The sequence below is a fragment of the Austwickia chelonae NBRC 105200 genome (assembly GCF_000298175.1).
In the GTDB taxonomy this organism is placed as follows: Bacteria; Actinomycetota; Actinomycetes; order Actinomycetales; family Dermatophilaceae; genus Austwickia; species Austwickia chelonae.
In genome coordinates, this window is the sequence record NZ_BAGZ01000017.1 from 23,062 (window position 1) to 47,929 (window position 24,868).

Genomic DNA, 24,868 nt, shown 5'->3' on the forward strand with positions numbered 1-24,868 from the left:
CTCTGCGGTCAGCGGTGCGGTCGTCATCTCAGTGTTTCCGTCGGCGGTCGTAGTCGTCCAGGCTGTTCCCGTCACCGACCGACCTGGGGTCGGCCAGTCGCTGCACGAAACGACGGAACCACCGTTCGTAGGGGGTGTCCTGCCGTTCCGCCGAGGCGATGCGCAGGTCACTCCCCTTCCCGTCGGGGCCGGGGACGACCCGGACCCAGATGCGGCGGTGGTGCAGGAACATCGTCAGGATCAGGCCGAGCACCATCAGTGAGGAGCCGATCCACACCCAGATGGCTCCGGGGTCGCGCACGATCATCAAACCGGTGTACTGGCGTTCTCGTTCGAAGGTGTAGGACAGCCCCGCGACCTGGGTCTCTTCTCCTTGGGAGACGACCTTGGAAGCCAACGGGCTCTTCTCCGCGTCCCGGTAGATCTCCAGGAGCACCTGCCCCGCGCCGAGCTGGCGGTCGACGACCCCGGACGCCGCCGCGATGACGTAGAGGGTGAGGTCCTTGCCCTCCAGTTTCACCTTGCCGATGACGCGGCGTTTGTCCTCGGACTTCCAGGCCAGGGGGATCCCACCGGCGTAGACCTGGGCGCCGTTGGCGTCGGTGACCTTCATGGCGGCGGCGATGCCGTACGAGGCCTGGTGGATGGAGACACCGTCGTGCCGCAGCGGGGTGTTGACCCGGACGGTCTGCTCGGCGACCTGACGGCCGTCCTTGTACAGGACCAGGTCGGAGTAGTAGTCGAGCGGACGGCCCTGCTGGGTGTACTTGTCGGTGAAGGACTTGGCCTCGACGGACAGTCCGGTGTCATGGCCGATCTCGGCCGTGGTGCCCACGCCCACCGGGAGGCTCGGGTTCTTGAACCCGAAGGTGGTGGTGACGAAGACCCCCAGCAGGATGATCACGAAACTGGCGTGGGCGATCGCGGTGCCGAAGGGAGCCCACCGGAAGCGGTCGGCGTACAGGTTCAGGCCCGGGCCGCGTTCGTCGTCGATGATCCGGTACCCCTGGGAGCTCAACGCGGTGCGGACGGTCGTGAAGGTCTCGGCGGGTGCGGTGTCCAGGGCGACGCGTTCGCTCAGCCCGGCGTGCTGGAAGAAACCGTCGCTGACGTGGATGTGCGGGTGGGCCGAACGGCGCCACAGCTGCGGGACGCGGTGGCAGGTGCACGCGATGATGCTGAGCGCCAGCATCACGGTGACCACTCGGAACCAGATGGAGCTGAAGATGTTGAAGGCTCCGGTGAAGGCCAGCACCTGGGTCCATCCGCCGTAGCGGGGGCGTACCGATTCCACCCAGGAGTTCCATCCGGAGGGGTCGTCGCGCAGCCCGTCGGGGGCCTGTTCCAGCAGGGTGCCCATCAGGGTGAGGAAGGCCATCGCGAGGATCAGGCCCAGGCCGGTGGTCTTGTTGTAGAAGAAGGCGTTGACCTTGTGGAAGACCTCTCGCAGCGGGATGTCCCCCTGGGTGGCGGTGGGGGCCGCCGGCCCGGACGGGGGTTTCTCGTCGGCGATATCGCGGGGGCGCACGTCTTGGGTCATGAGAGGTCCTCGTTCACAGGCCGAAGGTGGGGACGGAGCCGCTCATACGGCTGAAGAGGTTGGTGACCATCAGGAAACCGGTGACGATCAGGAAGGCCCCGGAGGTCAACGCGATCGCGGTGGTGTGGCGGCGCAGGGCGGTCATCCGTCGGTGGAGGGCATCTGCACCCATCGCGACCAGGACGAAGGGCAGTCCGAGGCCGAGGCAGTAGGCGACGAGGAGCAGTGCGCCTTCGCCGACGGTCGAGCTCACCGAGGCCAGGCCGATGACTCCGCCGAGGATCGGCCCGATGCACGGTGTCCATCCGGCGCCGAAGGCGAGTCCGAGCAGCCCGGAGCGGCGCAGGGTCGGCCGGCCTCCGGCGCCGGGGGCTCCGATCGGTCGGGTGGTGCGGTAGAGCACCGAGAGTTCGATGAGTCCGGCCACGTGCAGGCCCATCACGATGAGTACGGCTCCGCCGGCGATGCGCAGCAGGTCGCGGTAGTCGCTCAGGGCGTATCCGACGAGCCCGATCGAGGCCCACAGGGTGATGAACACCGCGCTGAATCCGCCGACGAAGGCGCAGGCCTGGAGGAGGGTGGCACGTCGGGAGGTCGGTTGCCCGTCCTGTCCGCCGACCATGTAGCCCACGTAGACCGGCACGATCGGCAGGAAGCACGGTGAGACGAAGGAGACGATGCCGGCGAGAACTGCCAGGGGCAGGGTCACTCCGGTCATGGTGTTCTCCTCTCTCTGTGTGTGTCAGCCGGGGGCCGGGGTCATTTGGCGGCGGGTGCCTGGGTGGTGGGCGCGGCCGAGGTGGGGGCCCCGGAGGCGGCGCCGCCGGGGGTTTTGGCCCCGTGTCCACCCATCCGGTTCATGTGGCTGGAGACGTTCTTGGCCAGGGGTGAGTTCGGGTCGAGTTCGACGACCTTGGCCCATTCGGCCCGGGCCTTCTCGACGTCCGGCGGGTTGGCGGAGAAGTGCAGCACGCCGAGGTTGTAGTAGGCCTCGACCTGTGTGGGGTCGAGTTCGATGACCTTCGTCCATTCGGTTTCTGCGCGGGTGGCGTCGCCGGAGTTGGCCAGGCAGGCGGCCAGGACGAGCCGGGAGCTGATGTCGGCGGGCTGGATGTCGACGACTTTCTGCTGCCATTCGGCGGCCTTGGCGAATTCTCCTGCGCCGTAGTACTGGTCGGTCAGGCCGCGGAGTGCGGTGACATCTTTCGGGTCGGCCTTCGTCTTCTCGGTGAGTTCCTTGACCTTCGACTCGTCCACGGGGCGTACCGAACTGGTGGGCTTTGCCGGGGAGGCCGTGTTGCTGACCGGGCGGCCGGCCTGGTAGACGCCGTAGACGACTCCGACGATGAGCATCAGTACGAGTACGGGGACGAGCACGGAGGCCCGTTGACGGGGGCGGTCCTGGGCGGCGGCTGCTGCCTCGGGGGTGACCACGGCCCGTCGACGGCCGGTGTGGGTCGCGGCCGGCGCCCGAGGGGGTGCAGCGGCCGGGGGCGGCTCCTCCTCGAGGAAGTCGAGATCATCGAAATGGTCGGAGAGTGACTTCTCGGCCACCTTCGACGTGGCGGTGGAGGCGTCCGGTGAGGTGGTTGCGTCCGGGGTGCGACGGGCTTCCTCGACGAGTCGGCGTTGGCTCTCGGCCCAGCCGTCGAGCTCCGGGGGAGCGCTGGCGAGAAAGTCCTTCAAATGCTGGTGGGTGCGTTTCACCGTGGCTTCGTCGGCGTCCTCGGGCAGCCCGAGATGGTGTGCCAAAGTGCCCTGCGGGTGTGCTCCCGTCGGGTCGACGGGGTTGACTCGACGCCCACTCATCGGGACTCCTGCTGCTGCTCCGGTGGCCTGGTCGCCACTTCCTCTTTATTCCTTCTCATCCTCCCCGGGAGTTCGCCGGTGATGCCATCCGCCGCCCGGCACGTTTCGGGTAGATCGGGCGTGCCATGGATATAGCTGATGCGCCGATGGATATAGGCGCGCCTATGCCTGTCGGGAGGCGGAGCCGCACACCGGGTGGCAGGACGACGGACGGGGGATGCCACCAGCGGTGGCATCCCCCGTCCGGGAGAGAAGCAGGCGTCGGGCCTGTCCGGGTTCCTCCGATCAGCTGTTGCGCGTGGTGGGCACCGGAGCGACCGGAGCGGTCGGCGTCGCCGGCAGCGGAGCCTCCGGTGACTTCTCCTTCCCGAGCAGCGCCAGCTGCCCTTGACGGATGTAGTCGGTAGCCCGGTTGATGGTGTCCAGCGTGGCCCCGGGAGCGTGGAATCCGGCCGAGTTCTCCGCTTCGACGTAGTCGATCAGGAACTGTGCCTTGCGCTGGAAGTCACGCGCCTTGACCAGCCTGTCCTCGGCGGCCCCGTTCTTCTGGGCCGCTGCGATGTCGTCGATGAACTCGGTCAACGCGTTGAAGGCCACGTCACGCGAGGAGATGAAGCGCAACTGGATCTGCTCGACCCGGTCCTTGATCTCGTTCTCCGAGGCGTTGTGGCAGCCCTGGCAGGCCCGGTTGACATTCAACATGGGGCTGCGCACCTGGTGGTCGCTGACCTTCGCCGAACCCACCCGGGTGTACGGCATGTGGCAGTCGGCGCAGGAGACGCCGGCGCGGTAGTGAACGCCCTGCTGCCAGGTCTCGAACTCCGGGTGCTGGGCCTTCAGCGCCGGGGCGCCGGTGATCTTGTGCTCCCAGTCCTTGAAGCCGATCTCGTCGTAGTAGGCGAGAGCGTCGGTGGCCTTGGTGCCCTTGTCCCAGGGGAAGGTGAGCTTCTTCTCCTCGCCCTTGAAGTAGTACTCGACGTGGCACTGGCCGCACACGAAGGAACGCATCTCCTGAGCGGTGGCGTCCTTGTTGACGTCGAAGTCCTTGACGCCCTGCTGGGCCTTGATCTTCTTGATGCCTTCCATGAACGCCGGCTTGGTGATGCGCAGCTGCATCGTCTTCGGGTCATGGCAGTCGATGCACGCGACCGGGTGCTGCACCTTGGAGGTGGCCTCGGCGTAGGTCATCTTGTTCATCTTGTCGAAGCCGGCCTTGAGGTCCCCGTTGCCCAGTTCGTACTTCTGGGCGACATAGGTGGAGGCGTGGCAGTTCAGGCAGGTTCCAGGCTGTTTGAAGTCGGTCACCCGGCGGGTGTCCATCTGGTCCTGCAGCATGTGGGCGTGACCGCGTTCCTCACGGAAGTCCGTGGCGAAGGCGTAGCCGGCCCACATCTTCTGCAGCCGCGGGTCCTCGGTGATCTTGCTCTGGGAGACGGTGCCGCTCGCCGGCTTCTTCGGGTCCTTCGGAAGAGCCTCGGAGCCGCCGAACTTGGTGCGCTCCTGGTCGGCGGTCTTCTTGTACATGTCGTACTGGATGGGGAAGTTCCGTCCCCACACCGCGGGGTCGACGGTCTTGTCGTCGATCTCCACGACCTTGGTGAAGGGCGCGAGCGCCTCTTCCTTACGTTCGAGGATGTTGACGAGCAGGGCCGTCAGTCCCATCGTGACCACGGCTGTGATCGCTATGGCGCCGACGAGTAGCCATAAGACTTTGCGTCGGCGAGGGTTCTCGCTGGTTTCCATGGTGTCCACCTACATATGCCCGACGTTGCGATGGCAGGAGATGCACGAGACCTGGGGGGAATGTTCCGGACGGGATGCTCTGATGCCGGACGTGATGTCGGCGTGGCAGCTGAGGCAGGCCTGCTCGGTGATCTCGCGGTTCCGCTGCGTGATCTGGATGTTCTGCGGGAAGTTTCCGGTGGTGAAGGCGAACCCGTGGTTCCATCCGTTGATCGCCTTCGTGGCGTACTTGCCCACGATGTCGTGTGGTGCGTGGCAGTCGTTGCAGACGGCGACTTTTCCGTGGCTGGATTTCATCCATCCGTCGTACTGGTCGCGCATCACGTGACAGTTGACGCAGGCCTTCGGGTCGTTGCTCAGGTAGGACGCTCCGTTGGCATAACCGAACGTGAAGAAACCCACTCCGATCAGGGAACCCACCACGAAGACCGCGGCCGCGTACAACCATCCCGACGGGCGGGAGAAGACGCTCCGTAGTTCGGCGAGAATCTCTTTCACCATTGTCCGACCCTCGTCACGCCGTCCTCGTAGGCCAGCTGTGTCGGCCCCGCCGGTAGGCACCGGTGGGGAGAGCGGCCTCCAGTCGGGTCGCCCATCATGACTCATGATGGTGCGGGGGAAGGGCGTTCACCATCCCTCCGCAGGTAGAAATCCGGTATATGGGGTTGCCCGGTCCAGTATCTGCCGCTATGCCGGTCGGGTTCCTGGTCGTGCTCCGGCGCGATGCGCCCGTGCAGGGCGGCGAGCTGCCTGCTTCAGGCCCGGGAGGGCAGCCCCAACCCTTGGCGCACGATGTAGGCGGCGGCCTGGATGCGGTTGCTCATGTCGAGTTTGTGCAGGGCGTTGTGCACATGGTTCTTCACGGTGCCCTCGGTGATGGACAGTCGGGCGCCGATCTCCTTGTTAGTGAGTCCGTCGGCGACCAACCGCATGATCTCCAGTTCGCGTTGGGACAGCCCCGGGTCGCTGGGTTGGGGGGCGGGGGTGTGCGGTGACCGTCCGTCGCCGCGGAGTTCGGCGAGGAGCCGGCCGACCAGGGCGGGGGAGACGGGGGTCTCGTCGCGCATCACCGACCGCAGCATGTCGAACAGTTGCTCGGGTCGCAGGTCTTTCAGCAGGTAGCCGTGTGCGCCCAGACGTACCGCGGTCAGTAGTTTTTCGTCCTCTTCGCAGACGGTCAGCATGATGACCTTGATGCTGGGCATCTGTTCGCGCAGGATGCGGGCGGCTTCGACGCCGTCCATGACCGGCATCTCCACGTCCATCACGATCAGGTCGGGGCGTAGCGCGCGGGCTTTCTCGATGCCGTCGAGTCCGTTGCCGGCTTCTCCGACGACGCTGAAGTCGTCGAGCTGGTCGACGAGGGTCGCGATGGCTCCGCGGAAGAGGGCCTGGTCGTCGACGAGGAGGACCCGGACGGGTTCGCCTTCGGCTCGGGGCATCGGTGTGGTGATCATGCGCCGACCACGTCGTGGAGCAGGTCGTGGCCGGTGGCGCGGGGAACGGCGAGCGCGACGCGGGTGCCCTGGCCGGGGGTGGCTTCGATGGTGAGCCGTCCACCGGCTGATTCGGAACGTTCCCGCATCGAACGCAATCCGAAGGACTCGGCGTCGGACATGACGTGACGTGGGTCGAAACCCCGTCCGTCATCTTCTATCTCGAACATGACGTTCTCCGGGGTCTCGGTGATGCGGACGACGGCGGTGGCGGCGCCGGAATGTTTGCGGACGTTGGTGAGGGCCTCTTGGACCACGCGGATGACCTGTACCTCGCAGTGTGGGGACAAGCGCGGGTCGGCGGGTACGTGGTTCTCCAGTCGGGTGTCGATGCACGACTGTCGGGAGTACTTGGTGACATAGGTGCGCAGGCTGTCGAGCAGCCCCTGGTCGGCGCGGGGGGATTCGCGCAGCCCGAGGATCGATTCTCGGACGTCTCGGTAGGCGTCATGGCACAGGTCGGCCAGATGGTGGAGTTCTTCGCTGACCGGCCGGATCTCGTGGATGTCTTCCCTGGTGAGCAGCACTTGGAGACGCAGGTGGGTGACGCCGAGCACCTGGGCGAGGCTGTCGTGCATCTCCCGGGCGATCCGGTCGCGTTCGGCGAGGGTCGCGGCGTGGGAGGTGGCTTGGAGGAGGTTGGCCTGGTCGATGGCGATCGAGGCCAGGTCGGCGAGGGTTTTCAGGAAGGCGTCGTCGCCGGGGGTGATCTCTGCCTTGTCGACCCAGAGGGAGCCGGCCAGGTCGCGGGTGTCCCGTACCGGGTAGGCGGTGATGGCACCGTCGACGGGCGGTGTGGACACGGCGAGGCAGGGGTCGTCGGGTGTGTCGGGGGTGGGCAGGGTGAGGAGGTTCGGATGCGCGGATTCTTTGGCCGGGCATCCCTCGGTCCGGTCGTGGCAGCAGTGTCCGCCCTGGCCGCGGATGCATACTCGACGGTCGGCTGCGGGTTCGCTCTGCAGGCAGAGCCCTGCGTCGTCGGCATCGACCAGGACGCGGGCGTGTGCGGCGATGGAACTTAACGTCGTGGAGAGGGGTTCGCGTCGGGTGATGCGCAGGAGGATGTCACAGACCGCTTCGGTGCATCGATGGCTGTGGTCGCGTTCGGCGAGGGCCTGGGCGAGGCGACGGTGGGCGGCGTCCAGTTCCTGATGGCGTTCGGTGAGCAGGCGGTGTCCGCGACGGATCGCCGTGACCATCGATATCCCGAAGACTGCGGAGGCGACGAGGAGCAGGGTGTCGACCAGTACATGTCCGTGTCCGGGCCAGAGGTACTCCCACATTCTGGGACGAAGTAGGACCATCGTCGCAATAAAGAGGATAGGCAGGGCAACGGCCGTGACGGTGAGTCTCCGTAGCCAGGCTTCGTCCGTGTCGGACGACTCGATGGAACGAGATGAAAAGGCAACGTGGTGTGCGAGGTCGTCACCTGCGCTCTTTCGTAGGTGCTCTGTCGTCACCCCCGGCCTCCTTGCGTTCGTTCTGCACGATCGGACAGCTCCGACTCCTGTATATTAGCTGTGGATGGGGCCGGGAAGCTCGGGGAAGGAAGTCTCTTCCCTTCCGCGGGCGCTGTCGATCAGCCGCGAGGTACAGACCGTGGTATGCCCTTCGATCCGGCCTCGGGTCTACCCCTGCCTGCAGGCCCGACAAGACGCGCCGTAGCCGCCGACTAGCCTGAGCGCGTGTCTGCACGTTGTGAACCGGATCTGCCTCAGCCGGCCCCTGACGGTCCCGCCATCGACCGCATCCTGCATGCCTACCGGGAATCGCAGGCGTTGATGACCTCCGTCCGTCTGGGCTTCTTCGATCTCCTCGGGCCCGAGGATGCACAAACCCCTCTCACCGAGATCGCCGCGCACTGTCGGATCAGCGTCGAAGCAGCGGACGTCCTCGCCGAGGCCCTTACCGGGATGGGCCTGTTGACGCGCACGGCCACCGGATGCTCGGCAACCCCGTTGGCGGCCGCCCACCTCACGATCGACGCACCTTATTCGCTACGTCACTGGGTGGTCAGCGAACACGAGAAGTATGTGAACTTCGCCGGACTGGCCGAGGCTCTCCGGGCGGAACCGCCGGCTCGGGACGATCCGGTCAGGGCGGCACGACGACGCCACGGTCCGCCTGCCGCGCAGATGCAGGGTCTCGCCGAGGTCGCCCGGGCCCGCGGCACACAGACCGCCCGGATCATCCGCAGGCTGTGCCCGGCCGAATCCGGTCGTATCCTCGACGCCGGCGGCGGACACGGGATGGACTCCATCACCGTGTTACGGGACATGCCCGGCTGGACAGCTGTCGTCGCGGACCGCCCGGGGCCGTTGACCGCAGCCGGTGACAACATCGAGCGGTATGCGATGGGCAACCGGGTCGAACTACGCGAGGCAGACCTCGAATCCGACGCCCTGCGCCGTCCTGATGAAGAAGGCTTCGACATCGCCTTCCTGTTCATGGTGCTCGGCGGCAAACCCCCGGCAGAGGCTGCCGCTGTGCTCCGCCAGGTCCAGGCGGCGCTCGTCCCGGGTGGTTGGCTTCTGATCCGGGGCAACTGGACCGACCAATTACGCGGCGCGACCTCCGCACTGAAACATATGCTCCGGCCGGGAGGGCGACGGACCCTCACCCAGGAGCGTCTCCTCGAGCTGCTCGAGGACACCGGTTTCCTAGAGGTGCATACGGTGACGGACGCCGATGTCGACCCGAACGCTGTGGTTGCGGCCAGAACTCCAGAGCAGGCTTGATCATTTCGGACTATCGAGATTTTCCAAATTGCATATCTCAACAGAGCCTGCCGCTCATAAAGGATTCGAGTCGGCGTCAAGACAACTCAATTTATTGAGAATCTCCAGGGCGGGGCGGATGAGAATTTTGAAGATATGCAAAATGCATCAGCTAAATTAAACGAATCTGCTCTCGAGTAAATAGGGAGATAGGTGGAGAGTCGTGAGCGGCCATACGTCGTGCTAAAACTCCTCTCTCGCAGATTTCAGGAAGGGGAAGGGGTGTCGAGGATCCCAGGCCTGAGTCCGGGCTCAATGTGAAGTGATTCTTGATCAGCATGGTTGTGTTATTTTAATGGACCGCATTCTTCGATGGGGATAAAAATATAGGGGGGGCATCTCGGGTTCTAGTGAGGGGTGGCGCATATCTCCTGACTTTAGGGGGTGCGATACACGACGGAGGTGAGGGTGTGAAGGATAAATATTTACTTTTTGGCTGGGCGGCCCTGACGATAGTGCTCACGATAGTCATGGTTCTGCTGAGTCTGTGGTATATGGAAATTGGTAAGGTCAATCCGAAATACTATGGCGGAAGATCTTGCTTCTGGCCTGACCGTCCTGAAAATATAGATGGGGTAAGGATCGCCTGGACGTGTGTCGGATTGGTCACTCTGGGCAACCTGATTGGCTTGACCATCTATGTTTTGCATAGGGGAGGGGGAGTCTTGCTGGGGATGGTGATTTTATTGTGGTGTGTACATCTTTATGTCGGAATGGAATTGATCTACGTTTATTTAGGAGCGGAAAAATATCTTCCCGGGCAGCCGTGTCGTGAAAAATGGTGATGTCTTGCGCGGAAATAGCGGGAGCTTCCTTGTCATGGCGGTGGCATGATGTCGGCGCGTAAGCGGAAAGTGGTCAGAAGCCAGGCGACACGGCAGGAGCTGATCTGGGTTATAGGGAGCGTGACCTCATTTGTCCTGGTGATCTCGTTGGCATTCGTCTATGAGAGCGTGTTGCTCACAGCGCAACCGGACGTGTTATCGACGTGCTTCACTGATCCCCGGCCTGAGTGGCTTTTCTTCTGGCGCTGGACATTCAATGTGGCCGCAATTTTATGGGCCGTCAACCTCGGTGCGCTTTTAATTTATATATTCATCGTGCGCACGAGTCTGATGCCGAGGGTGTTCTTCGTGTTGCTGTTAATCGGCATTCCGTCGGTGGGTTTCCATGGCTTTGTCGTCAATAAAGGTGACGGGAACTCCTATGAAAAGAAATGCATTGTGTCTCCGTATTGAGCATGAGTCCGATGGCTTCTCGCCGCGGTGGCACTGAGGGTGCTCACGGTTATCTTCCGGGTCAGCCTTGTCAACGTCCTTCATGGCCTTAGCCGGGAGTGCCGAGATCAGCTCTTCTCGGAAGACATCCTCTCGATCCGAATCGTCGCGGCTCGCTCTCGGCATCATCTGGTTCGGTGCGGCCGTGGGCGCGGCCTATCAAAATGTCGCACTGTAGGCGCAGCTTCGGATCAATGCGGCCTGTCAGACCTCGCCGCGATGAAGCGCAAGGACTGGTTGATGGAACGTCTCAGCAGCTGCCCGAGTCGACAGGTCAGTGCCGCCGAACTGAGCCGCCAGATCCGAAGTGCTCTGAGATGCCTCGCTCAGCGCCGACGCATCGCCACTGTTCCACGGGCGAAGCGAGGCACTCACACCCTCAACCATGCCCCGGCAGCCAGCTGGGAGCCGAGCTCAGCTTTTAGCAGTACGTCCTAGGTCAGGTCGCGACTCGGCGTTCTCACCAAGCAATCGGCGCAGTTCAACAATCACTTCGTCGAGGAAGTCGTCGACTTCCTGTTTGTCGTACCCACTTCGGAAGCGGGTAGCAGTGAAGTTCTTTTCGGGCGTAAGAGCCATGTCGTTCCCTCGACCGGACCTGTAGTGGACAGGCGTCAGCCTACCCAAGTGCGTAACGTCCCAAGTGCGTAACGTCGCTCGGGCAAACACTGGTGCGACTCGCCGTGTCGACAACTGCGCTTTAGGTCTCTGACCTGGGCGATCGTTCATCCTAAAATCATCACAGCCGAGGGCACTTCATCGAAGCACGAGCACATGCAGAAGCCAGATGGCGAGGATAAAAGATAGGTTCAAGAGCGACTCCCCCGAGATTCAACGGCGGAACGACCTTGCGTGCCAGCTCTGGCCAAGAGCAGCAGGAAGACATCCAGGACCAATATGACCTAAGTCGGGGACCAACCAGCGGAGAAGCCCTCGGCCACCGACCTCGACCAGCTCGTGGAAGCGGAATACGTCAGCGTCCACATCGTCCATGGTGACCAGCAGTCCAGCGTCAGCGTGTGTGATGACGGGGAGTCGTCGGCCAGGGCAGGCAACAGCCAGCAACATGGACTGTCCGGGCTTGAACGAGCACAAGTGTCAACCGTGGGGGACTGTAGTCGAGGGCTCATATTGATTTCGTGGTGGCGAAGCCAACCACAGGAGAGCCTTCGATGAATACCCACCCAGCCTCCCAGTGCGTCTCGGGACCGCTCGTGCGAACCGCAGGGTTGACGAGACGTTACGGGGCCACGACCGTGGTCGATCAGGTGTCGCTCGAGGTGCCCAAGGACGGCATCTACGGTTTTCTGGGGCCGAATGGTGCCGGCAAGTCGACCACGATGAAGATGCTGTTGGGCTTGATCCGTCCGGACATGGGTTCGATCGAGTATCTGGGACAGGACTTCGCCCAATGCCGTTCTACGGTGCTTCCCTCCATCGGGTCGTTGATCGAAGGGACGTCGTACTATCCGCATCTGACCGGGCGAGAGAATCTGCGGCTGGCGGCCGACTCGCTCGGAGCACCCCGCCTTCAGGTTGAGCAGGGGCTGCGCACGGTCGAGTTGGAGCGCCACGGCGACAAGAAGGCCGGCCACTATTCGATGGGTATGAAACAGCGGTTGGGCATCGCGATGGCGCTGTTGGGTGACCCATTTCTGCTCATGCTTGACGAGCCCACCAATGGTTTGGATCCAGCCGGAGTGGTCGAGATGAGGCAGTTGATCATGACCTTGGCTCGCGAGCGGGGCCTCACGGTCATCGTGTCTTCCCACAACTTGTCCGAGATCGAACAGATGGCCGACACCGTAGGGATCATATGTGCCGGTACGTTGCGATTCCAAGGCCCGTTGGAAGGGCTGCGTGGCCCCGGCTCGACCGTGATTCGCTGCTCTGACGTGCCGCTGGTTGAGGAACTCTTGCACGTGCGGGGGCTCTCCAGTCAGATCAAAGGAGCTGAGGTGCTTTTTCCGCTGGTCAGCGACCAGATCATGGCGGAGCTGATTCGTGATTTGGTAGGTCGTGGACCCGACGTGTACCGGGTCGAGCGGCGCCATCGGTCGTTGGAGGAAGCCTTTTTGGCGATCACCGAATCGAATTCCGCGGGAGCCCTCGCATGAGTGTGGCTCTGGAAGTGCGTAAATTGCACCACAAACGGGTGCTGTGGCTGGTGATCGGCATGGCTGCCTTCGAGGGACTGTGGATAGTGTTCACGATGATCGGGCGGTCGAAACTGACCTATGCGCTCGCTCAATCAGTGGACATGTTCGTCATGCTGATGGGCCTGGTGGCCGGGCTGATCGCGGTGCAGATCGTCGACGTGGATCGTCAAGATCGAATGGGACAGTGGCTGAGTGCACGCGGCCAGTCACCGCTGCGCCGGTTCATGGACAAGATCATGCTGACCGACGCGATCGTGGTCGCCTACCACCTGGCATTGATCGGGCTGGTCTTAGCAGTGGCAGGCCCTTTGGGCCTGGAATCCAGCCAGTTGGCGGCCCGTTCAGCGAGGCTGATAGTTCTTGTGACGATATGTGGCTGCCTGGCAGTGACACCGCTCCAGCTAGCTCTGGCGCAGAACCTCGGACACCCGTCCACCAGCGTGGTGACCGGCGTCATCGCCGGATCAGTGTCGATGGCGTTGCCGTACATCAACGCCGCATGGGTCGGCTGGCTGGCGCCCTGGGGGCTGTTGGCGGCAGCGAATCCGATCATACCGTTGACCATGGAGAACCGGGCCAATCCGGAGATCCAGCTCATCGATCAAGCCGGCCCAGCCCTGGCAGGAGCCGCAGCGATGGCGATCATCTGGACGCTCGTCGCGATCGCACTCGTAGCGCGAAAGGAGCAACAGCGATGACCGGCTCCTTCAACCGACACAAGCCGAACCCGTGGACCGCCTGGAAGATGGAACGGGCAAAAGGCCGTACAGGCTGGTTCCTGCTCGCAGCTGTCCTCGTCGGTCTCATGGGGCAAGCCCTCGGCATGTGGAACTACCTGAAATACCGCGACGAATACTTCGCCTCCGACCACCTCGGCTGGATCGCGATCTGGGTCCAGGGCAGCATCCTGGTCACCACCACGTTCTTGCCGATCGTGTACGTGATCACCCAGGCAGCCGTGGCATCCTCCGAGTTCGAATACCGAGGCTGGCTGCGGATCGTGTCAACCGACAGCATCTCGACGGCGATCACCGGAAAACTTCTCTATGCCCTAGAACTCTCGGCAACTGGCATGGGCATCTACCTCACCGAAACGGTGATCACCGGCTTCGCGGTGGGATTGTCCACCGACGGACTAGGCCCGATCGTGGCGCGCGCTCTGGTGGCCGTGGTGGGCGCCTGGTCGATCGGGGCTGTGATGATGTTCATCGGAGTGCTGTTCACCAGCTTCCCACTCATGACATTGGTCGGCGTGGCGGGCACAATCGCCGGCTTGGCAATGACCGTGGCCGGGCTGACGTTTGACCAGTTCATTCCGTTCTCGCTGATCACGGCAGGTATGGGGGCACGTGCTACCCGTTCGCTGTTGGAGCCTGGTGACATCGTGACGACACTCGTCGTCGCGGCGGCGTGGATTGTTCTCTGTAAGTGGGGGACGCAATGGCAGCTTCAGCGCAAAGAATGGTGAGCCGCGACCCGGGCTCGGCTGCGCCCAGCGACCCGGTACGGATCCCCAGATCGTGGTCTGAGCGGATACTGCAACGGTGGATGCATCATCCCCGCCGAGTCGATGCGATCTGGGCAGGGCTGAACCTGTTCGGACTAGCCACTGTCGTCGGCCGCGAAGCGAGCATGGGCAACACCCCCGCGGCCGTCGGCCTCATGACCGCCTTCGCACTCGTCACCTCGGCAGTACTGCTGTTTCGCTCGCGCGCACCACTGCTGGTCTTTGCAACCACCACGGTGGCGCAGGTCCTGGGCGGTATCGGAGGGGTAGGTGGGCCTTCCCAACTCCCTGCCTGCATCGCGCTGTATTCGGTCGTCGCCAGCCTGCCTCTGTCGGCGGCGGCGGCCAGCGTGGCGGCGTCGATGACGGCCAGCGCCGCCGAACTGATGTGGCGGCCACTTAATAGCCAATTTCCCCTCATCAACTACCTGCTGTCCGGCTGGTTCTGGATCATGGCAAGCGTGGTCCTCGCCGTCGCTGTCCGCGCGAAGCGCGAAGGACTGGCCCGTAAAGACGCTGCCCTGCGCGCAGCCATGCTGAAACTCCAGGAGCAAACCGAGCAACGCTACCTACGCGAACGGATGGTGCTCGCCAATGATCTACACGACTCGGTCGGACACAGCTTGACCGCAGTGATCGCGCTCGCCGGTGGCGGAGCCCGCAGTCTGCCCGACCACCCCGAAGAAGCTGCCGAAGCGTTGGAGTTCATCGAGCGCACTGCGCGCGGATGTCTTACCCGCACCCGGGATGTCGTCGATCGGCTCCACCGACCCGAACGGCCAGGTGAGACGCGCTCGGTCACCGACATCGACCAGCTCGTGGAGACGGCCCGCGCGGCCGGGCTGAGTGTGGACTACCGCCGATTCGGAGTGGAACCGGACTCCCATGAGATCGGCGATATTTGCTTTCACTTGGTCCAAGAAGGGCTTACCAACGTGCTGCGGCACGCCCGAGGAGCGGAATACGTCAGCGTCCACATCGTCCATGGCGATCAGCAGTCCAGCGTCAGCGTGTGTGATGACGGGGAGTCGTCGGCCAGGGCAAACAGCAGCCAGCAACATGGACTGTCCGGGCTGAATCAGCGGGTTACGCAGCTGGGCGGCAGTTTTCAGGCGGGTCCGCATCAACCACGTGGCTGGCAACTGCGGGCCACCTTGCCGTGGTCGGAGACGTCATGACCGCCGTGGTGATCGTCGACGACCAGGAAGCCACCCGGCTTGGACTGTCACTCCAACTCAAACGTCAGCCCGGGATCACGGTGATCGGCACCGCCGTCGACGGGCTGGATGCCGTGGGCCAGATCGATGAGTTGGTTTCTGGCGGACGCATCCCCGACGTGGTGTTGATGGACGTGCGCATGCCACGCCTCAACGGTGTTGAGGCCACTCGGCGCATCACCCGCAAATGGCCGTTCATCCGCGTCTTGGTTCTGACCACATTCGACCAGGACGACTACGCTTTCGGATCGCTGCGTGCCGGCGCCTCCGGATTTCTGCTCAAAGACGCCCCTGCCAGTGAACTGATCGCAGGCATCCAAGCAGTGGCTGCCGGGGATGCATGTCTGTCCCCTCGGATCACAGGGGAGGTGATCCAGCGTGCGGACCTGACCGATGTCCACGACGCGCGAGGCGATCATCCAGGTCACGCCCGCTCCATCGTGAAGCGGCTGACCGCGCGGGAGGAGGAAATCCTGACCGCCATCGGGCGCGGCCTCACCAATCAGGAGATCGCCACGGCCTTCGTTCTGTCCCCAGCCACCGTCAAGACCTATGTGACCCGGTTGCTCGCCAAATGCGATCAACGTGATCGTGTGGGACTGGTCATCCTCGCCTACGAATCGGGACTGCTGCACGGATAGGCGACCGCCGAGTGCGCTTTCCCTCCGCAACGGTTACCGACGGCGCACTCCGTCGGCGATCGCCCGGGCGGCGTCCAGCTCCATCCCCTCCCTGTGCAGGAGGGGATTCTCTTTCTACGCCACGCTCACACACGACCGCCGCTGGTGGATCAGGGGTGAAGAGAACCGAAAACTGAACGGCAGTTACATAGGATGTGCTCCATTGAGTTGAGGCGAGCGTAGATCGTTGATGGTGTTCGACGGTGACGCAGCACATGAACGATCGGGGAGTATTCAGTGTCTGCGACGATGACCCGTGAGGGATTCGAGTCTTTCCTGCAGGACAACGGGGTGAGCACATCTTTTCCCCTGGACATGGGAGTCCGCGGTCCAATCGGTATCGACCCGAAGAAGGCTCACCCAGACCGCGCAGCAGGCGTTTATCACAGAACATCCTGGGTCGTAAGGGCAGACGGGCAGGGTTTGAGGGTTGTGTTGGGTGTGGGTGTGATGCGTCGTCGGGTTGTGGGTGTGGTGGTGACCGGGTTGGTGGCTGCTTTGGTGGGGATGACTCCCGCGGTGGCGGTGCCGGATCGTGGGTTGAGTAGGGCTGTTCGTGATAACTATGCAGATCCGGGGCAGGCTCGTCAGCGTCAGTGGTGGCTCTCAGAGCTGGGGATTGATCGTTCGTTGGAGGTTTCCAAGGGTGCCGGGGTGAAGGTGTGTCTGGTGGACTCGGGGGTCGATGCGAAGCATCCTGACCTGGTCGGAGTTCGTTTCGAGGGCGGGAAAGACTTCTCAGGTGAGGGGGGGCCTGATGGGTTGAAAGCGGCGAACAGTCATGGGACGGGGATGGCGGCGTATATCGCGGGTCGGGGGGCAGGGCCGGGGCGTTCGCAAGGGATTTTGGGTGCGGCGCCAGAGGCGACGATCATGTCCGTTTCGGTGAACAAGGGTTATACCGAGTCCGCTGCGATGACGGCGGGGATCAGGTATTGCGTGGCGCAGGGCGCGAAAGTGATCAACATATCTCAGTCGGGGGGGACCCAGGGGCCAGGACAGTTGGATGCTTTGATCGAGGCGCAGGAGAAAGGCGTGCTGATCGTCGCCGCCGCAGGCAATTTCGGGGACCTCAAAGGAGGGGCTTGGTCGGGTGCCTTTGGGGTGTTGCAGGTGGGTGGGGTGATGGCTGATCGGCAGATGCATCCGAAATCGGACCGAGGAATCCGCAGGGGTCACAGCGGTTTAATCAAAGCGCAGGGGAATGGGGTGTGTGGTCCGTTTTCGGTGAGTTCGAGTGTGGCGATCTGGGGTGCGGCGCCGGGTGGGGGTTATAGCAAATCGAATGGGACATCGACGGCGACTGCGGTGGTGTCAGGGGTGGTGGCTGCGGTGTGGTCGAAGTATCCGGAGTTGTCGGCGGGCCAGGTGATTCGTCGGGTGTTGGCGACGGCTAAGCCGTTAGGGAAAGATCCGGTGCCGGACGCGGAATGTGGGTGGGGAATCGTTGATGCGTATCAGGCTGTGTCGGCTGATGTGCCTGCTGGTGATCGAACGAATCCTTTGGGTGCTTTGAAGAGAGGTGCTTGGTCGGATAAGTGGCAGGCACTTCATACCGAGTCGATGGGGGAATGGGATAGGTCGTATCGGCCTGGTATCAGCCCTGGGGGTTCGGGGAAATCGCAGGACTCGTTCAGGATTCCGGATGGTTTCCGGTGGGTGATTCCGGTGATCGGGGGGTGGGTATTCCTCACGGTGGTCGTGGCCGGCGTGATCATCTGGCGTCGACGCATGTGACCTCTCTCGCTGGTTGACAAGAGCTTGGCCACCGGGCGGGGTCACCCCTTCGGGCCCGTTCGCGACGGTTACCGACGGCACACGCCGTCGGCGATCGCGGCAGCTCGTACAGCCTCGGCGACAGCAGGGGCCACCCGGTGGTCGAAGGCATTGGGCACGATGAACCGCGGGTGCAACTCCTCGCCCACGACATCGGCGATCGCCCGGGCCGCGGCCAACTTCATCCCCTCGGTGATCGTCATGGCCCCCGCATCCAGCGCGCCCCGGAAGATCCCGGGAAAGGCCAGCACATTGTTGATCTGGTTGGGGAAATCGCTCCGCCCCGTGGCGATCACCGCCGCCGAACCCTGAATCAGCTCAGGGCGGATCTCCGGGTCGGGATTGGCCATCGCGAAGACGATCGGGTCGTCCTCCATCGACTGCACGTCCTCCACCGTCAACAGATCAGGCCCGGACAGGCCGATGAAGGCGTCGGCACCGACGATGACATCGCTGATCGTGCCGGCCAGGCGCTCCGGATTGGTGTTCTGGGCGAACCACTGTTTGCTGGCGTTCAACCCGTCCCGACCGGTATGCACCGCACCCTGACGGTCCACCCCGATGATGTTCTGCACCCCGGCCGCCATCAACATCTTCGACACCGCTACCCCGGCCGCGCCCACCCCGGCCACGACGACCTTCAGATCCTCGTGCTTCTTGTCGACGATCCGCAGGGCGTTCTCCAGACCGGCCACGGTGACGATGGCGGTACCGTGCTGGTCGTCGTGGAAGACCGGGATGTCCAAGGCCTCCACGAGGCGGGCCTCGACGTCGAAAGCGCCCGGCGCGGCGATGTCCTCCAGGTTGATCCCCCCGAAGGTCGGTGCCAAGGCAGTGACCACGGCGACGATCTCGTCCGGATCGTTGGTGTCCAGGCAGATCGGGAAAGCATCGACCCCACCGAACCGTTTGAACAGTTGCGCCTTGCCCTCCATCACCGGCATCGCCGCGTGCGGGCCGATGTCTCCCAGGCCGAGGACAGCCGTCCCGTCGGAGACCACGGCCACGGTGTTCTTCCGGATCGTGTAGCGATGGGACAGCGCCGGTGCGTCGGCGATGGCGGTGCACACCCGGGCGACACCGGGGGAGTACGCCATCGCCAGGTCGTCCATGCCCTGGATCTCCACGGAGGAGTCGACGTGGATCTTGCCGCGCTCGTGCAGGGCGAAGGTGCGGTCCTCCCACTCGATGATCTCCACCCCGCCCAGGGCGTCGATGGCGTGACGCACCTGCTCCTGGTGCTCCACGCCGGAGCAGTAGATGATGACGTCCTCCTCCAGGTAGGCCGTCTTCACCTCGAAACCTTCCAAGGCGTTGATATTCCCGCCGACCTCGCCGATGGCGACGGCCAGACGGCCGAGAGTGCCCGGGCGATCGGCCAGGCGGACCCGGGCGCGGACGGAATATGCGGGGCTGGGCGTCTTGGCTGCCATGACAAGGACGCTAACCACCAGTTACCGGACAGTAGTGACTCGTATCGTGAGATTCCCGGCAAAGGTCGTCTCCGACGACGAACGGCACCGCAGACCCGCGAATCCCCGGAACATCCCACCCCCAGCCGAACCACGCTCTCACGCCGCCAAAAAAGGCACCACCACGATCTTCACCACCGTGCCCACCGCGAAAAGCGCCCCGTAGGCCGACTCGATCCGCTCGTCATTACGCAGCGCCGACGCGAAGGACAAGATCGCCGGCTGACCCACGAAACCAGCCCACCCGCCCGTCGACCGCGACGCCGACAGCCCCCACCACCGGGCCAGGACCAACACCACCACCGCACCCGCAACCAGCGACAACACCGCCACCGCGAGCACAGCCACCGCCGTCATCGTGAACGCCTGCGCAAGCATCGCCGGACCCGACGCCAGACCCACACACGCCAAGAAGACCATCAACCCGAACTGACGCAAGGCCGCATTCACCGAATGAGGCAGATCCCACTGCACCGGCCCCGTCCGATGCCGCGACCCCAACACCATCCCGACCACGAGCGTCCCGCAGGCCGCACCCAACCGCAACGGAACCGGCCCCGGAAAAGGAATCGTCACCGCACCCACCAACAACCCGGCGGTGATCCCCAAACCCAAGGAGAGCGCATCCACATGAGAGGCATGCCGTTCGGAATCACCGAAGAAATCGACGGCATCGTCCATCGACGACGCCGGCACCACCGCCAACACCCGATCCCCCGGCTCCAGGACCAGATCGTCATGGGCCAACATGTCCAGATCCCGACGACGCACCCGGGTCACGATCCCCCGCAACCGCCCCTCCACATTGAGCTGCCCCAAGGTCCGCCCCACCAGCTCCGGATTCGTCACCAGAAAACGCCGGAAGTCCACATCCCGACGATGATGGGTCAGATCACCCTCCGAACTCTCATGCCCGACGACCGCCACCGCCCTGGCCACATCGTCCGGATTGCCGACCACCAGCACCCGGTCACCGCTCAACAGCCGGTCGGTCGCGATGACCACATGCATCGCACCGTCCCGCTCCAGATAGGACAAACGCACCGCCTGCTCGGACCACCCCGGGATCTCACCCACCGCGATATCCGCCTCGACCCGAGCCGTCGTCGCCGTCAACCCCGCCTCCGCCAAGGACGGAGTATCCCGATGCTCCGGCCACCGCCGCCCCACGACGAGAGCCACCACCACCAACCCCACCACGACCCCCACCGGATAGGCCAGGGCATAACCGACCAAGGTGTCCCCGCTCCCACCGGTCGCACTCAACGCCGCATCGATCGCCGGAGAGGTCAACACCCCCGCGTACAAACCCGCCACATGCGCCGGAGCCAGGCCCAACGACGGACCCAGCAACGCCCCGGCCCCCGCCACCACGAGCAGACCCACCACCCCGCTGGCCATCAACGGCCACTGGCGGCGCAGATCACTGCGGAAGGTGCCGCCCGCCGTCAACCCGACCGTGTAACAGAAGAGCAGCACCCCCAAGGTCTTCACCGTGTCCAGGCCCTGACCCAGCCGGGGATCGAGGGCACCCACCAACAGACCCACGAAGAGAGCACCGGCAGCGCCCAGCCGCACCGGGCCGAAAGGGACCTGCCCGAGCAAAGCGCCCAGGGCCAGGACGAGCATCACGGTCAGGACAGGCTGGGCGGCGAAGAATTCGATCATCGCCGACCATTCTCCTGCCAGGAACGACATCTCCCGACCACCGCCGCGTCCCACCGCGCCACCCGGAACAGCCAGCCACCCACCAGCGGCGACGCGAACCAGCCGGGAAGAACTCACCCCACCGGGTGCCCGACCCTCCGCCGCGGAAGCACACCGCCGCGGACCGCCCCACCCCGGAAGGGCGCGAAACGATCCGGGGAGAAAGTCGCCTCGTGCAATGTCGGCCGACCCTCCACGATGCCCTCAGCCAACATCCGAGCCGTCACCGGCGCCAACACCAGACCCCACATGCCGTGCCCGGTCGCCACGTACAGATTGGCCAGCGCGCCCGAACGCCCGATGATCGGGGCCCCGTCGCAGGTGGTCGGCCGCAGCCCCGCCCACACCTGCAACACCCGACCGGACGCTGCCCGGCCCAGCGCCTCGACACCGGCCGCGCGGATCGCCTGGAGCCGCCTCCGATCCAGCGGACGGTCGTCGGCCCCGAGCTCCAAGGTGCCGCACAGCCGCAACCGGTCCTGGTACGGAGTGGCCACCACCCTGCGCTCCTTCAGGGTCACCGGCCGGGACAACTCCAGACCCGGCACCGGCTCCAGATCGACCACATAACCCCGGGCGCCACGCAAGGGCAGATACAGCCCGACATCGGCACCCAACCGGGGGCTGCCCATCCCCGCGGCCAACATCACACCGGACACCGTGTGCTCTTCCGTCCTGCCCTGACGGTCGGCCGTGACGACCCGGGTGATCCGGTCGCCGTCCTGCGACAGATGCCGCACCCGGCACCCCCAGCGCACCTGGGCGCCTTCCCGGCAGGCCGCCTCGACCATCGCCTGGGTGTACACCCGGCTGTCGCAGTGGGCGTCCTCCTCGTGGGGGACCGCCGCATAGGCTCGGGTCACCGACGGTTCGAGGGCGCGCGCCCGGTCACCGAAGTAGACGCCGGCGGTCCGGCCGCCGGTCTTGACCTGCCAGCCCTGACGGGTCAGGAAGAGGTCGAGGGACCCGCTGCGTCGTACCCCGGTGTCGACGCCCTGGGCGGCATAGGCCAGGTGCAGGGCCAGGCTCGCCCGGGCCAGTTCCCGTAGGCGGGCGGAGACCGCCCGGCTGCGGGCCGGGGCGGCGGACCAGGCCAGCCGGGCCAGCCAGGGCAGGAGTGTCGGGCGCGGGGTCACCTTGAGGGGGCTGGTGGGTTCGCCGACATGGCGTAGCCCCTCCTGGATCGTGGCCGGGGTGGCCAAGGTCTCCACGTGGGCCGGGGCCAGCAGCCCGGCGTTGGCGTAGGAGCAGCCGTGTCCGACGTCGTCGCCCTCGTCGATCAGGGTGACGGTCACCCCTCGTCGGGCGAGTTCGTAGGCGATGGTGGCCCCGACCGCGCCTGCGCCGATGACGACGGTCGGGGATCCGGTGGTGGACGGAGGATGGGGCCTGGACGTCACCTCATCCAATTTACGAGGAATGTCCCTTTCCTGCAGCGGTTTGCGTGACAGAGGGGCGCCTGCGCGGGATCACTCCGTCGGAGGCTCCGGGCGGGGCAGAGTCACCGGGAGCAGGGTGGGCACGGAGTCGGGGATGTCCCGGAAGGTGTGACAGGGCAGGCCGTCGGCCGTGGTTCCCCGCACGGCGTCGCGGATACCTTCCCAGGCGGCGCGTCCTTCCGGGGTCCAGAAGGCCGAGGTGTAGACGTGGAAACCGTCGGGGGCCTCACGCATGTCGACTCTGGTCCCGGCCGCCCGCGCCTTCGCGGCGAACAGGCGGACGTCGGGGCGCAGGATGTCGTGTCCGCCCTGGTAGATCGTCATCGCAGGCAGATCGGCGAGGGTGTCGTTGATCGGGCTGATCATCGGGTCGGTGGTCTCCCGCTCCCCGGCCCAGTGTCGCGCGGCTTCCACGAGGGTGTCGCAGCGCAGCTTGATGTCGCGCCGCTCCAGGGCCTTGGCCGTCGGATTGGTCAACGAGGCGTCCACCCAGGGGGAGAGCAGGACGATCCGGTCGGCAGCCCGGAGGCCTTCGTCACGGGCCCGGATGGCCTGGGCGACGGCCAGTGCCCCGCCGGAGGAGTCGCCCATCAGGACGAGTCGTCGACCGTCGGCGGCGTCGACGACCTGCCGGTAGACGCTGTCGAGGACGGGAATGGCCTGGTCGACGGTGTGTTGGGGGGCGAGTCCGTAGCTGGGCACGGTCACGGCGGCGCCGGTGCGGGCGATGACCCGGGCGATGGTGTCCCAGTGCCAGCGGGAGAGCGGGTGCAGGTAGCCGCCGCCGTGCAGGTAGACGACTTCGATGTCGGTGCTGTTCTGGACGGGGTCCAGGCGCAGTGCGGGCCGCCCGCCGGTGTGGATCCGGCTGATGAAGCAACGTCGCCGTAGGGACATGGGCGGGGGTGCGGCGCAACGGTAGGGGTCGAGGGAGTGGATGGGGCGGCGAGAGGTCGGTCGGGTAGGGGTGCGGTAGACGAAGCGACCTACGGTCCGGGTGAGTGTCATCGACAATGACATGAGGCCTCCTTGTGCGGCGGTGACAGTCTGCCGCACCTGTGATTGCTCCTCGACGACAGCCTGTGTCCGGCGGACATCCCGCAGGTGACGCGATCCAGACACCACGGAAGGTGGACATCCTCATGGCTCGGACGACTCGTCGACGTATCCCGGTGGTCGTGCTCGCCGGGGGGCTCGGTAGCGGGAAGACGACGGTGCTGAACCATCTCCTGGCCCGAGGGTCGGGGCGGATCGGGGTGATCATCAACGACTTCGGCGATATCAACGTGGATGCTTTCCTGGTGCGTGGCCACGTGGATGCGACGACGACCATCGCCGGGGGTTGTCTGTGCTGTCTGGCCGATCCGAGCCAGTTGGACGCGGCCCTGGCGCGGCTGTCCGGCCCGTCGTCCGATCTGGACGTGATCGTGGTGGAGGCCAGTGGGCTCGCCGAGCCGCGTGCGGTGGCCCGGATGGTGGTGGCCACCGAGGTGCCCGGGGTGCGCTTCGGGGGTGTGGTGGAGGTCGTCGACGCGGTCGCGGGACTGGCTTGTCTGGCGCAGGGGGTGTCTCCGGTGGCGGCCGATCATCTGCGGGTGGCCTCCTTGCTGGTGGTGAACAAGGTGGACCGGGTGCCCGCGGGGGAGCCGGGTGCGGACCCCCTGGCCGGGTTGTTGCGGGCCGTGCGTGAGCATGCTCCGGGGACTCCGCTGGTGCGGACCTCTTTCGGTCGGATCGACCCGGATCTGGTGTTCGACGCGCAGGAGCGCCCTGAGCCGGTGGGCCAGTTGAGCATCACCGATCTGCTGGCGGAGCAGTTGGCCGAACAGGCGGCCCAGGAGGACATGCGGTCGGGTGGTGCCTGCCTCGACCAGTCGGGGTCGGACTGCCTGCCGGGGCACGATCATGACCGGCACGACCACGACCGTCATGTGGCGGTCTCGCTCGACGATCCCCGCCCGGTGGATCCGCGCAGGCTGGTCGCTTTCCTGGAGGAGCGGCCGCCGGGTCTGTACCGGGTCAAGGGGGCTTTCTGGGTGGACGCGCCGGGGCGGGGTGGCCGGTATGTGGTGCAGGCGGTCGGCGGGTGGTTCTCCTTCGAGCGGGAGTCGCCTCGGCGGGCGGGTGAGCGTCGTACCCAGTTGGTGGCGATCGGGACGGAGGTGGACCGGGACGAGGTGGCGGCGCGGATGGGTGCCTGTCTGAGCGAGGACGGCCCGTTGGACCGGGTGGGGCTCTTCGAGTTGGACCGGTTCGTCGCCAGGTGAGT

At 65.0% G+C, this 24,868-nt stretch carries 21 protein-coding genes and 1 pseudogene; 10 read left to right on the forward strand and 12 right to left on the reverse strand.

What is annotated here, in order from left to right:
- Positions 1-28: 28 nt before the first annotated feature.
- The 7 genes from AUCHE_RS11935 to AUCHE_RS15850 all read right to left on the reverse strand — a co-directional run bounded on the left by AUCHE_RS11935 (position 29) and on the right by AUCHE_RS15850 (position 7,871).
- Positions 29-1,540 (reverse strand): cytochrome c biogenesis protein ResB, encoded by a 1,512-nt coding sequence (locus AUCHE_RS11935; RefSeq protein WP_006503568.1) that lies wholly within the window; start codon positions 1,538-1,540, stop codon positions 29-31.
- Positions 1,541-1,553: 13 nt separating this feature from the next.
- Positions 1,554-2,258, reverse strand: coding sequence for a cytochrome c biogenesis CcdA family protein (locus AUCHE_RS11940; RefSeq protein ID WP_006503569.1), 705 nt, complete (start codon positions 2,256-2,258; stop codon positions 1,554-1,556).
- Positions 2,259-2,299: 41 nt separating this feature from the next.
- Positions 2,300-3,349 carry a tetratricopeptide repeat protein gene (locus AUCHE_RS11945; RefSeq protein WP_006503570.1) on the reverse strand — a complete coding sequence of 350 codons (1,050 nt, stop codon included), beginning with the start codon at positions 3,347-3,349 and terminating at the stop codon, positions 2,300-2,302.
- A gap of 285 nt (positions 3,350-3,634) precedes the next feature.
- Positions 3,635-5,092 (reverse strand): ammonia-forming cytochrome c nitrite reductase subunit c552, encoded by a 1,458-nt coding sequence (locus AUCHE_RS11950; RefSeq protein WP_006503571.1) that lies wholly within the window; start codon positions 5,090-5,092, stop codon positions 3,635-3,637.
- 9 nt (positions 5,093-5,101) lie between these two features.
- Positions 5,102-5,593 carry a cytochrome c nitrite reductase small subunit gene (nrfH, locus tag AUCHE_RS11955; protein ID WP_006503572.1) on the reverse strand — a complete coding sequence of 164 codons (492 nt, stop codon included), beginning with the start codon at positions 5,591-5,593 and terminating at the stop codon, positions 5,102-5,104.
- Positions 5,594-5,847: 254 nt separating this feature from the next.
- Positions 5,848-6,549 (reverse strand): response regulator, encoded by a 702-nt coding sequence (locus AUCHE_RS11960; RefSeq protein WP_006503573.1) that lies wholly within the window; start codon positions 6,547-6,549, stop codon positions 5,848-5,850.
- On the reverse strand, positions 6,546-7,871 hold the full coding sequence (locus AUCHE_RS15850; RefSeq protein WP_052024908.1) for a sensor histidine kinase: 1,326 nt from the start codon (positions 7,869-7,871) through the stop codon (positions 6,546-6,548). Before AUCHE_RS15850 ends, AUCHE_RS11960 begins: the two co-directional genes overlap by 4 nt.
- Before the next feature lie 402 nt (positions 7,872-8,273).
- On the opposite strand from AUCHE_RS15850, the gene AUCHE_RS11970 reads away from it, so the two are divergent.
- From AUCHE_RS11970 to AUCHE_RS11975, 3 genes are all read left to right on the forward strand, one after another.
- A complete protein-coding gene (locus tag AUCHE_RS11970; RefSeq protein ID WP_006503575.1) occupies positions 8,274-9,326 on the forward strand; it encodes a class I SAM-dependent methyltransferase in 1,053 nt (350 codons plus the stop codon).
- A 449-nt stretch (positions 9,327-9,775) separates the two neighbouring features.
- Positions 9,776-10,150, forward strand: coding sequence for a hypothetical protein (locus AUCHE_RS16745; RefSeq protein ID WP_006503576.1), 375 nt, complete (start codon positions 9,776-9,778; stop codon positions 10,148-10,150).
- Positions 10,151-10,195: 45 nt separating this feature from the next.
- Positions 10,196-10,603 carry a hypothetical protein gene (locus AUCHE_RS11975; protein ID WP_006503577.1) on the forward strand — a complete coding sequence of 136 codons (408 nt, stop codon included), beginning with the start codon at positions 10,196-10,198 and terminating at the stop codon, positions 10,601-10,603.
- A gap of 456 nt (positions 10,604-11,059) precedes the next feature.
- Here AUCHE_RS11975 and AUCHE_RS16325 read toward each other — a convergent pair.
- Positions 11,060-11,221, reverse strand: a pseudogene (locus AUCHE_RS16325) (DivIVA domain-containing protein); the annotation flags it as partial.
- Between the two features lie 677 nt (positions 11,222-11,898).
- On the opposite strand from AUCHE_RS16325, the gene AUCHE_RS11980 reads away from it, so the two are divergent.
- The 6 genes from AUCHE_RS11980 (at position 11,899) to AUCHE_RS15855 (ending at position 17,942) form a co-directional block, all read left to right on the forward strand.
- Positions 11,899-12,759 (forward strand): ABC transporter ATP-binding protein, encoded by an 861-nt coding sequence (locus tag AUCHE_RS11980; protein WP_217994387.1) that lies wholly within the window; start codon positions 11,899-11,901, stop codon positions 12,757-12,759.
- A complete protein-coding gene (locus tag AUCHE_RS11985) occupies positions 12,756-13,499 on the forward strand; it encodes an ABC transporter permease (RefSeq protein ID WP_006503580.1) in 744 nt (247 codons plus the stop codon). Before AUCHE_RS11980 ends, AUCHE_RS11985 begins: the two co-directional genes overlap by 4 nt.
- Positions 13,496-14,269: an ABC-2 family transporter permease gene (locus tag AUCHE_RS11990; RefSeq protein WP_006503581.1), complete on the forward strand. Its 774-nt coding sequence runs from the start codon at positions 13,496-13,498 to the stop codon at positions 14,267-14,269. The genes AUCHE_RS11985 and AUCHE_RS11990 overlap by 4 nt, the downstream gene beginning before the upstream one ends.
- 80 nt (positions 14,270-14,349) lie before the next feature.
- The gene (locus AUCHE_RS11995; protein WP_006503582.1) at positions 14,350-15,486 is read left to right on the forward strand and encodes a sensor histidine kinase; all 1,137 of its coding nucleotides are present in this window, start codon (positions 14,350-14,352) and stop codon (positions 15,484-15,486) included.
- Entirely contained in the window at positions 15,483-16,166 is a 684-nt protein-coding gene (locus AUCHE_RS12000) for a response regulator transcription factor (RefSeq protein ID WP_006503583.1), read from the forward strand. The genes AUCHE_RS11995 and AUCHE_RS12000 overlap by 4 nt, the downstream gene beginning before the upstream one ends.
- A 276-nt stretch (positions 16,167-16,442) precedes the next feature.
- On the forward strand, positions 16,443-17,942 hold the full coding sequence (locus AUCHE_RS15855) for a S8 family peptidase (protein WP_006503584.1): 1,500 nt from the start codon (positions 16,443-16,445) through the stop codon (positions 17,940-17,942).
- 68 nt (positions 17,943-18,010) lie between these two features.
- Here AUCHE_RS15855 and AUCHE_RS12010 read toward each other — a convergent pair whose 3' ends face one another.
- The 4 genes from AUCHE_RS12010 to AUCHE_RS12025 form a co-directional block, all read right to left on the reverse strand.
- Positions 18,011-19,414 (reverse strand): NAD-dependent malic enzyme, encoded by a 1,404-nt coding sequence (locus tag AUCHE_RS12010; protein WP_006503585.1) that lies wholly within the window; start codon positions 19,412-19,414, stop codon positions 18,011-18,013.
- 138 nt (positions 19,415-19,552) lie between these two features.
- On the reverse strand, positions 19,553-21,238 hold the full coding sequence (locus tag AUCHE_RS12015; RefSeq protein WP_245706766.1) for an aspartate:alanine exchanger family transporter: 1,686 nt from the start codon (positions 21,236-21,238) through the stop codon (positions 19,553-19,555).
- Positions 21,235-22,560: an NAD(P)/FAD-dependent oxidoreductase gene (locus AUCHE_RS12020; RefSeq protein ID WP_052024910.1), complete on the reverse strand. Its 1,326-nt coding sequence runs from the start codon at positions 22,558-22,560 to the stop codon at positions 21,235-21,237. Before AUCHE_RS12020 ends, AUCHE_RS12015 begins: the two co-directional genes overlap by 4 nt.
- A gap of 69 nt (positions 22,561-22,629) precedes the next feature.
- A complete protein-coding gene (locus tag AUCHE_RS12025; protein WP_006503588.1) occupies positions 22,630-23,619 on the reverse strand; it encodes an alpha/beta hydrolase in 990 nt (329 codons plus the stop codon).
- Positions 23,620-23,741: 122 nt separating this feature from the next.
- Here AUCHE_RS12025 and AUCHE_RS12030 point away from each other — a divergent pair, with 122 nt between their 5' ends.
- Complete coding sequence (locus AUCHE_RS12030; RefSeq protein WP_006503589.1) at positions 23,742-24,866, forward strand: CobW family GTP-binding protein; 1,125 nt, start codon at positions 23,742-23,744, stop codon at positions 24,864-24,866.
- Positions 24,867-24,868: the final 2 nt, after the last annotated feature.

Bases quoted from the DNA above. Each gene is read 5' to 3' on its own strand.
- AUCHE_RS11935 (WP_006503568.1), bottom strand. From the start codon at position 1,540: ATGACCCAAGACGTGCGCCCCCGCGATATCGCCGACGAGAAACCCCCG.
- AUCHE_RS11940 (WP_006503569.1), bottom strand. From the start codon at position 2,258: ATGACCGGAGTGACCCTGCCCCTGGCAGTTCTCGCCGGCATCGTCTCC.
- AUCHE_RS11945 (WP_006503570.1), bottom strand. From the start codon at position 3,349: ATGAGTGGGCGTCGAGTCAACCCCGTCGACCCGACGGGAGCACACCCG.
- AUCHE_RS11950 (WP_006503571.1), bottom strand. From the start codon at position 5,092: ATGGAAACCAGCGAGAACCCTCGCCGACGCAAAGTCTTATGGCTACTC.
- nrfH (WP_006503572.1), bottom strand. From the start codon at position 5,593: ATGGTGAAAGAGATTCTCGCCGAACTACGGAGCGTCTTCTCCCGCCCG.
- AUCHE_RS11960 (WP_006503573.1), bottom strand. From the start codon at position 6,549: ATGATCACCACACCGATGCCCCGAGCCGAAGGCGAACCCGTCCGGGTC.
- AUCHE_RS15850 (WP_052024908.1), bottom strand. From the start codon at position 7,871: ATGTGGGAGTACCTCTGGCCCGGACACGGACATGTACTGGTCGACACC.
- AUCHE_RS11975 (WP_006503577.1), top strand. From the start codon at position 10,196: ATGATGTCGGCGCGTAAGCGGAAAGTGGTCAGAAGCCAGGCGACACGG.
- AUCHE_RS11985 (WP_006503580.1), top strand. From the start codon at position 12,756: ATGAGTGTGGCTCTGGAAGTGCGTAAATTGCACCACAAACGGGTGCTG.
- AUCHE_RS11990 (WP_006503581.1), top strand. From the start codon at position 13,496: ATGACCGGCTCCTTCAACCGACACAAGCCGAACCCGTGGACCGCCTGG.
- AUCHE_RS11995 (WP_006503582.1), top strand. From the start codon at position 14,350: ATGCATCATCCCCGCCGAGTCGATGCGATCTGGGCAGGGCTGAACCTG.
- AUCHE_RS12000 (WP_006503583.1), top strand. From the start codon at position 15,483: ATGACCGCCGTGGTGATCGTCGACGACCAGGAAGCCACCCGGCTTGGA.
- AUCHE_RS12010 (WP_006503585.1), bottom strand. From the start codon at position 19,414: ATGGCAGCCAAGACGCCCAGCCCCGCATATTCCGTCCGCGCCCGGGTC.
- AUCHE_RS12025 (WP_006503588.1), bottom strand. From the start codon at position 23,619: ATGTCATTGTCGATGACACTCACCCGGACCGTAGGTCGCTTCGTCTAC.
- AUCHE_RS12030 (WP_006503589.1), top strand. From the start codon at position 23,742: ATGGCTCGGACGACTCGTCGACGTATCCCGGTGGTCGTGCTCGCCGGG.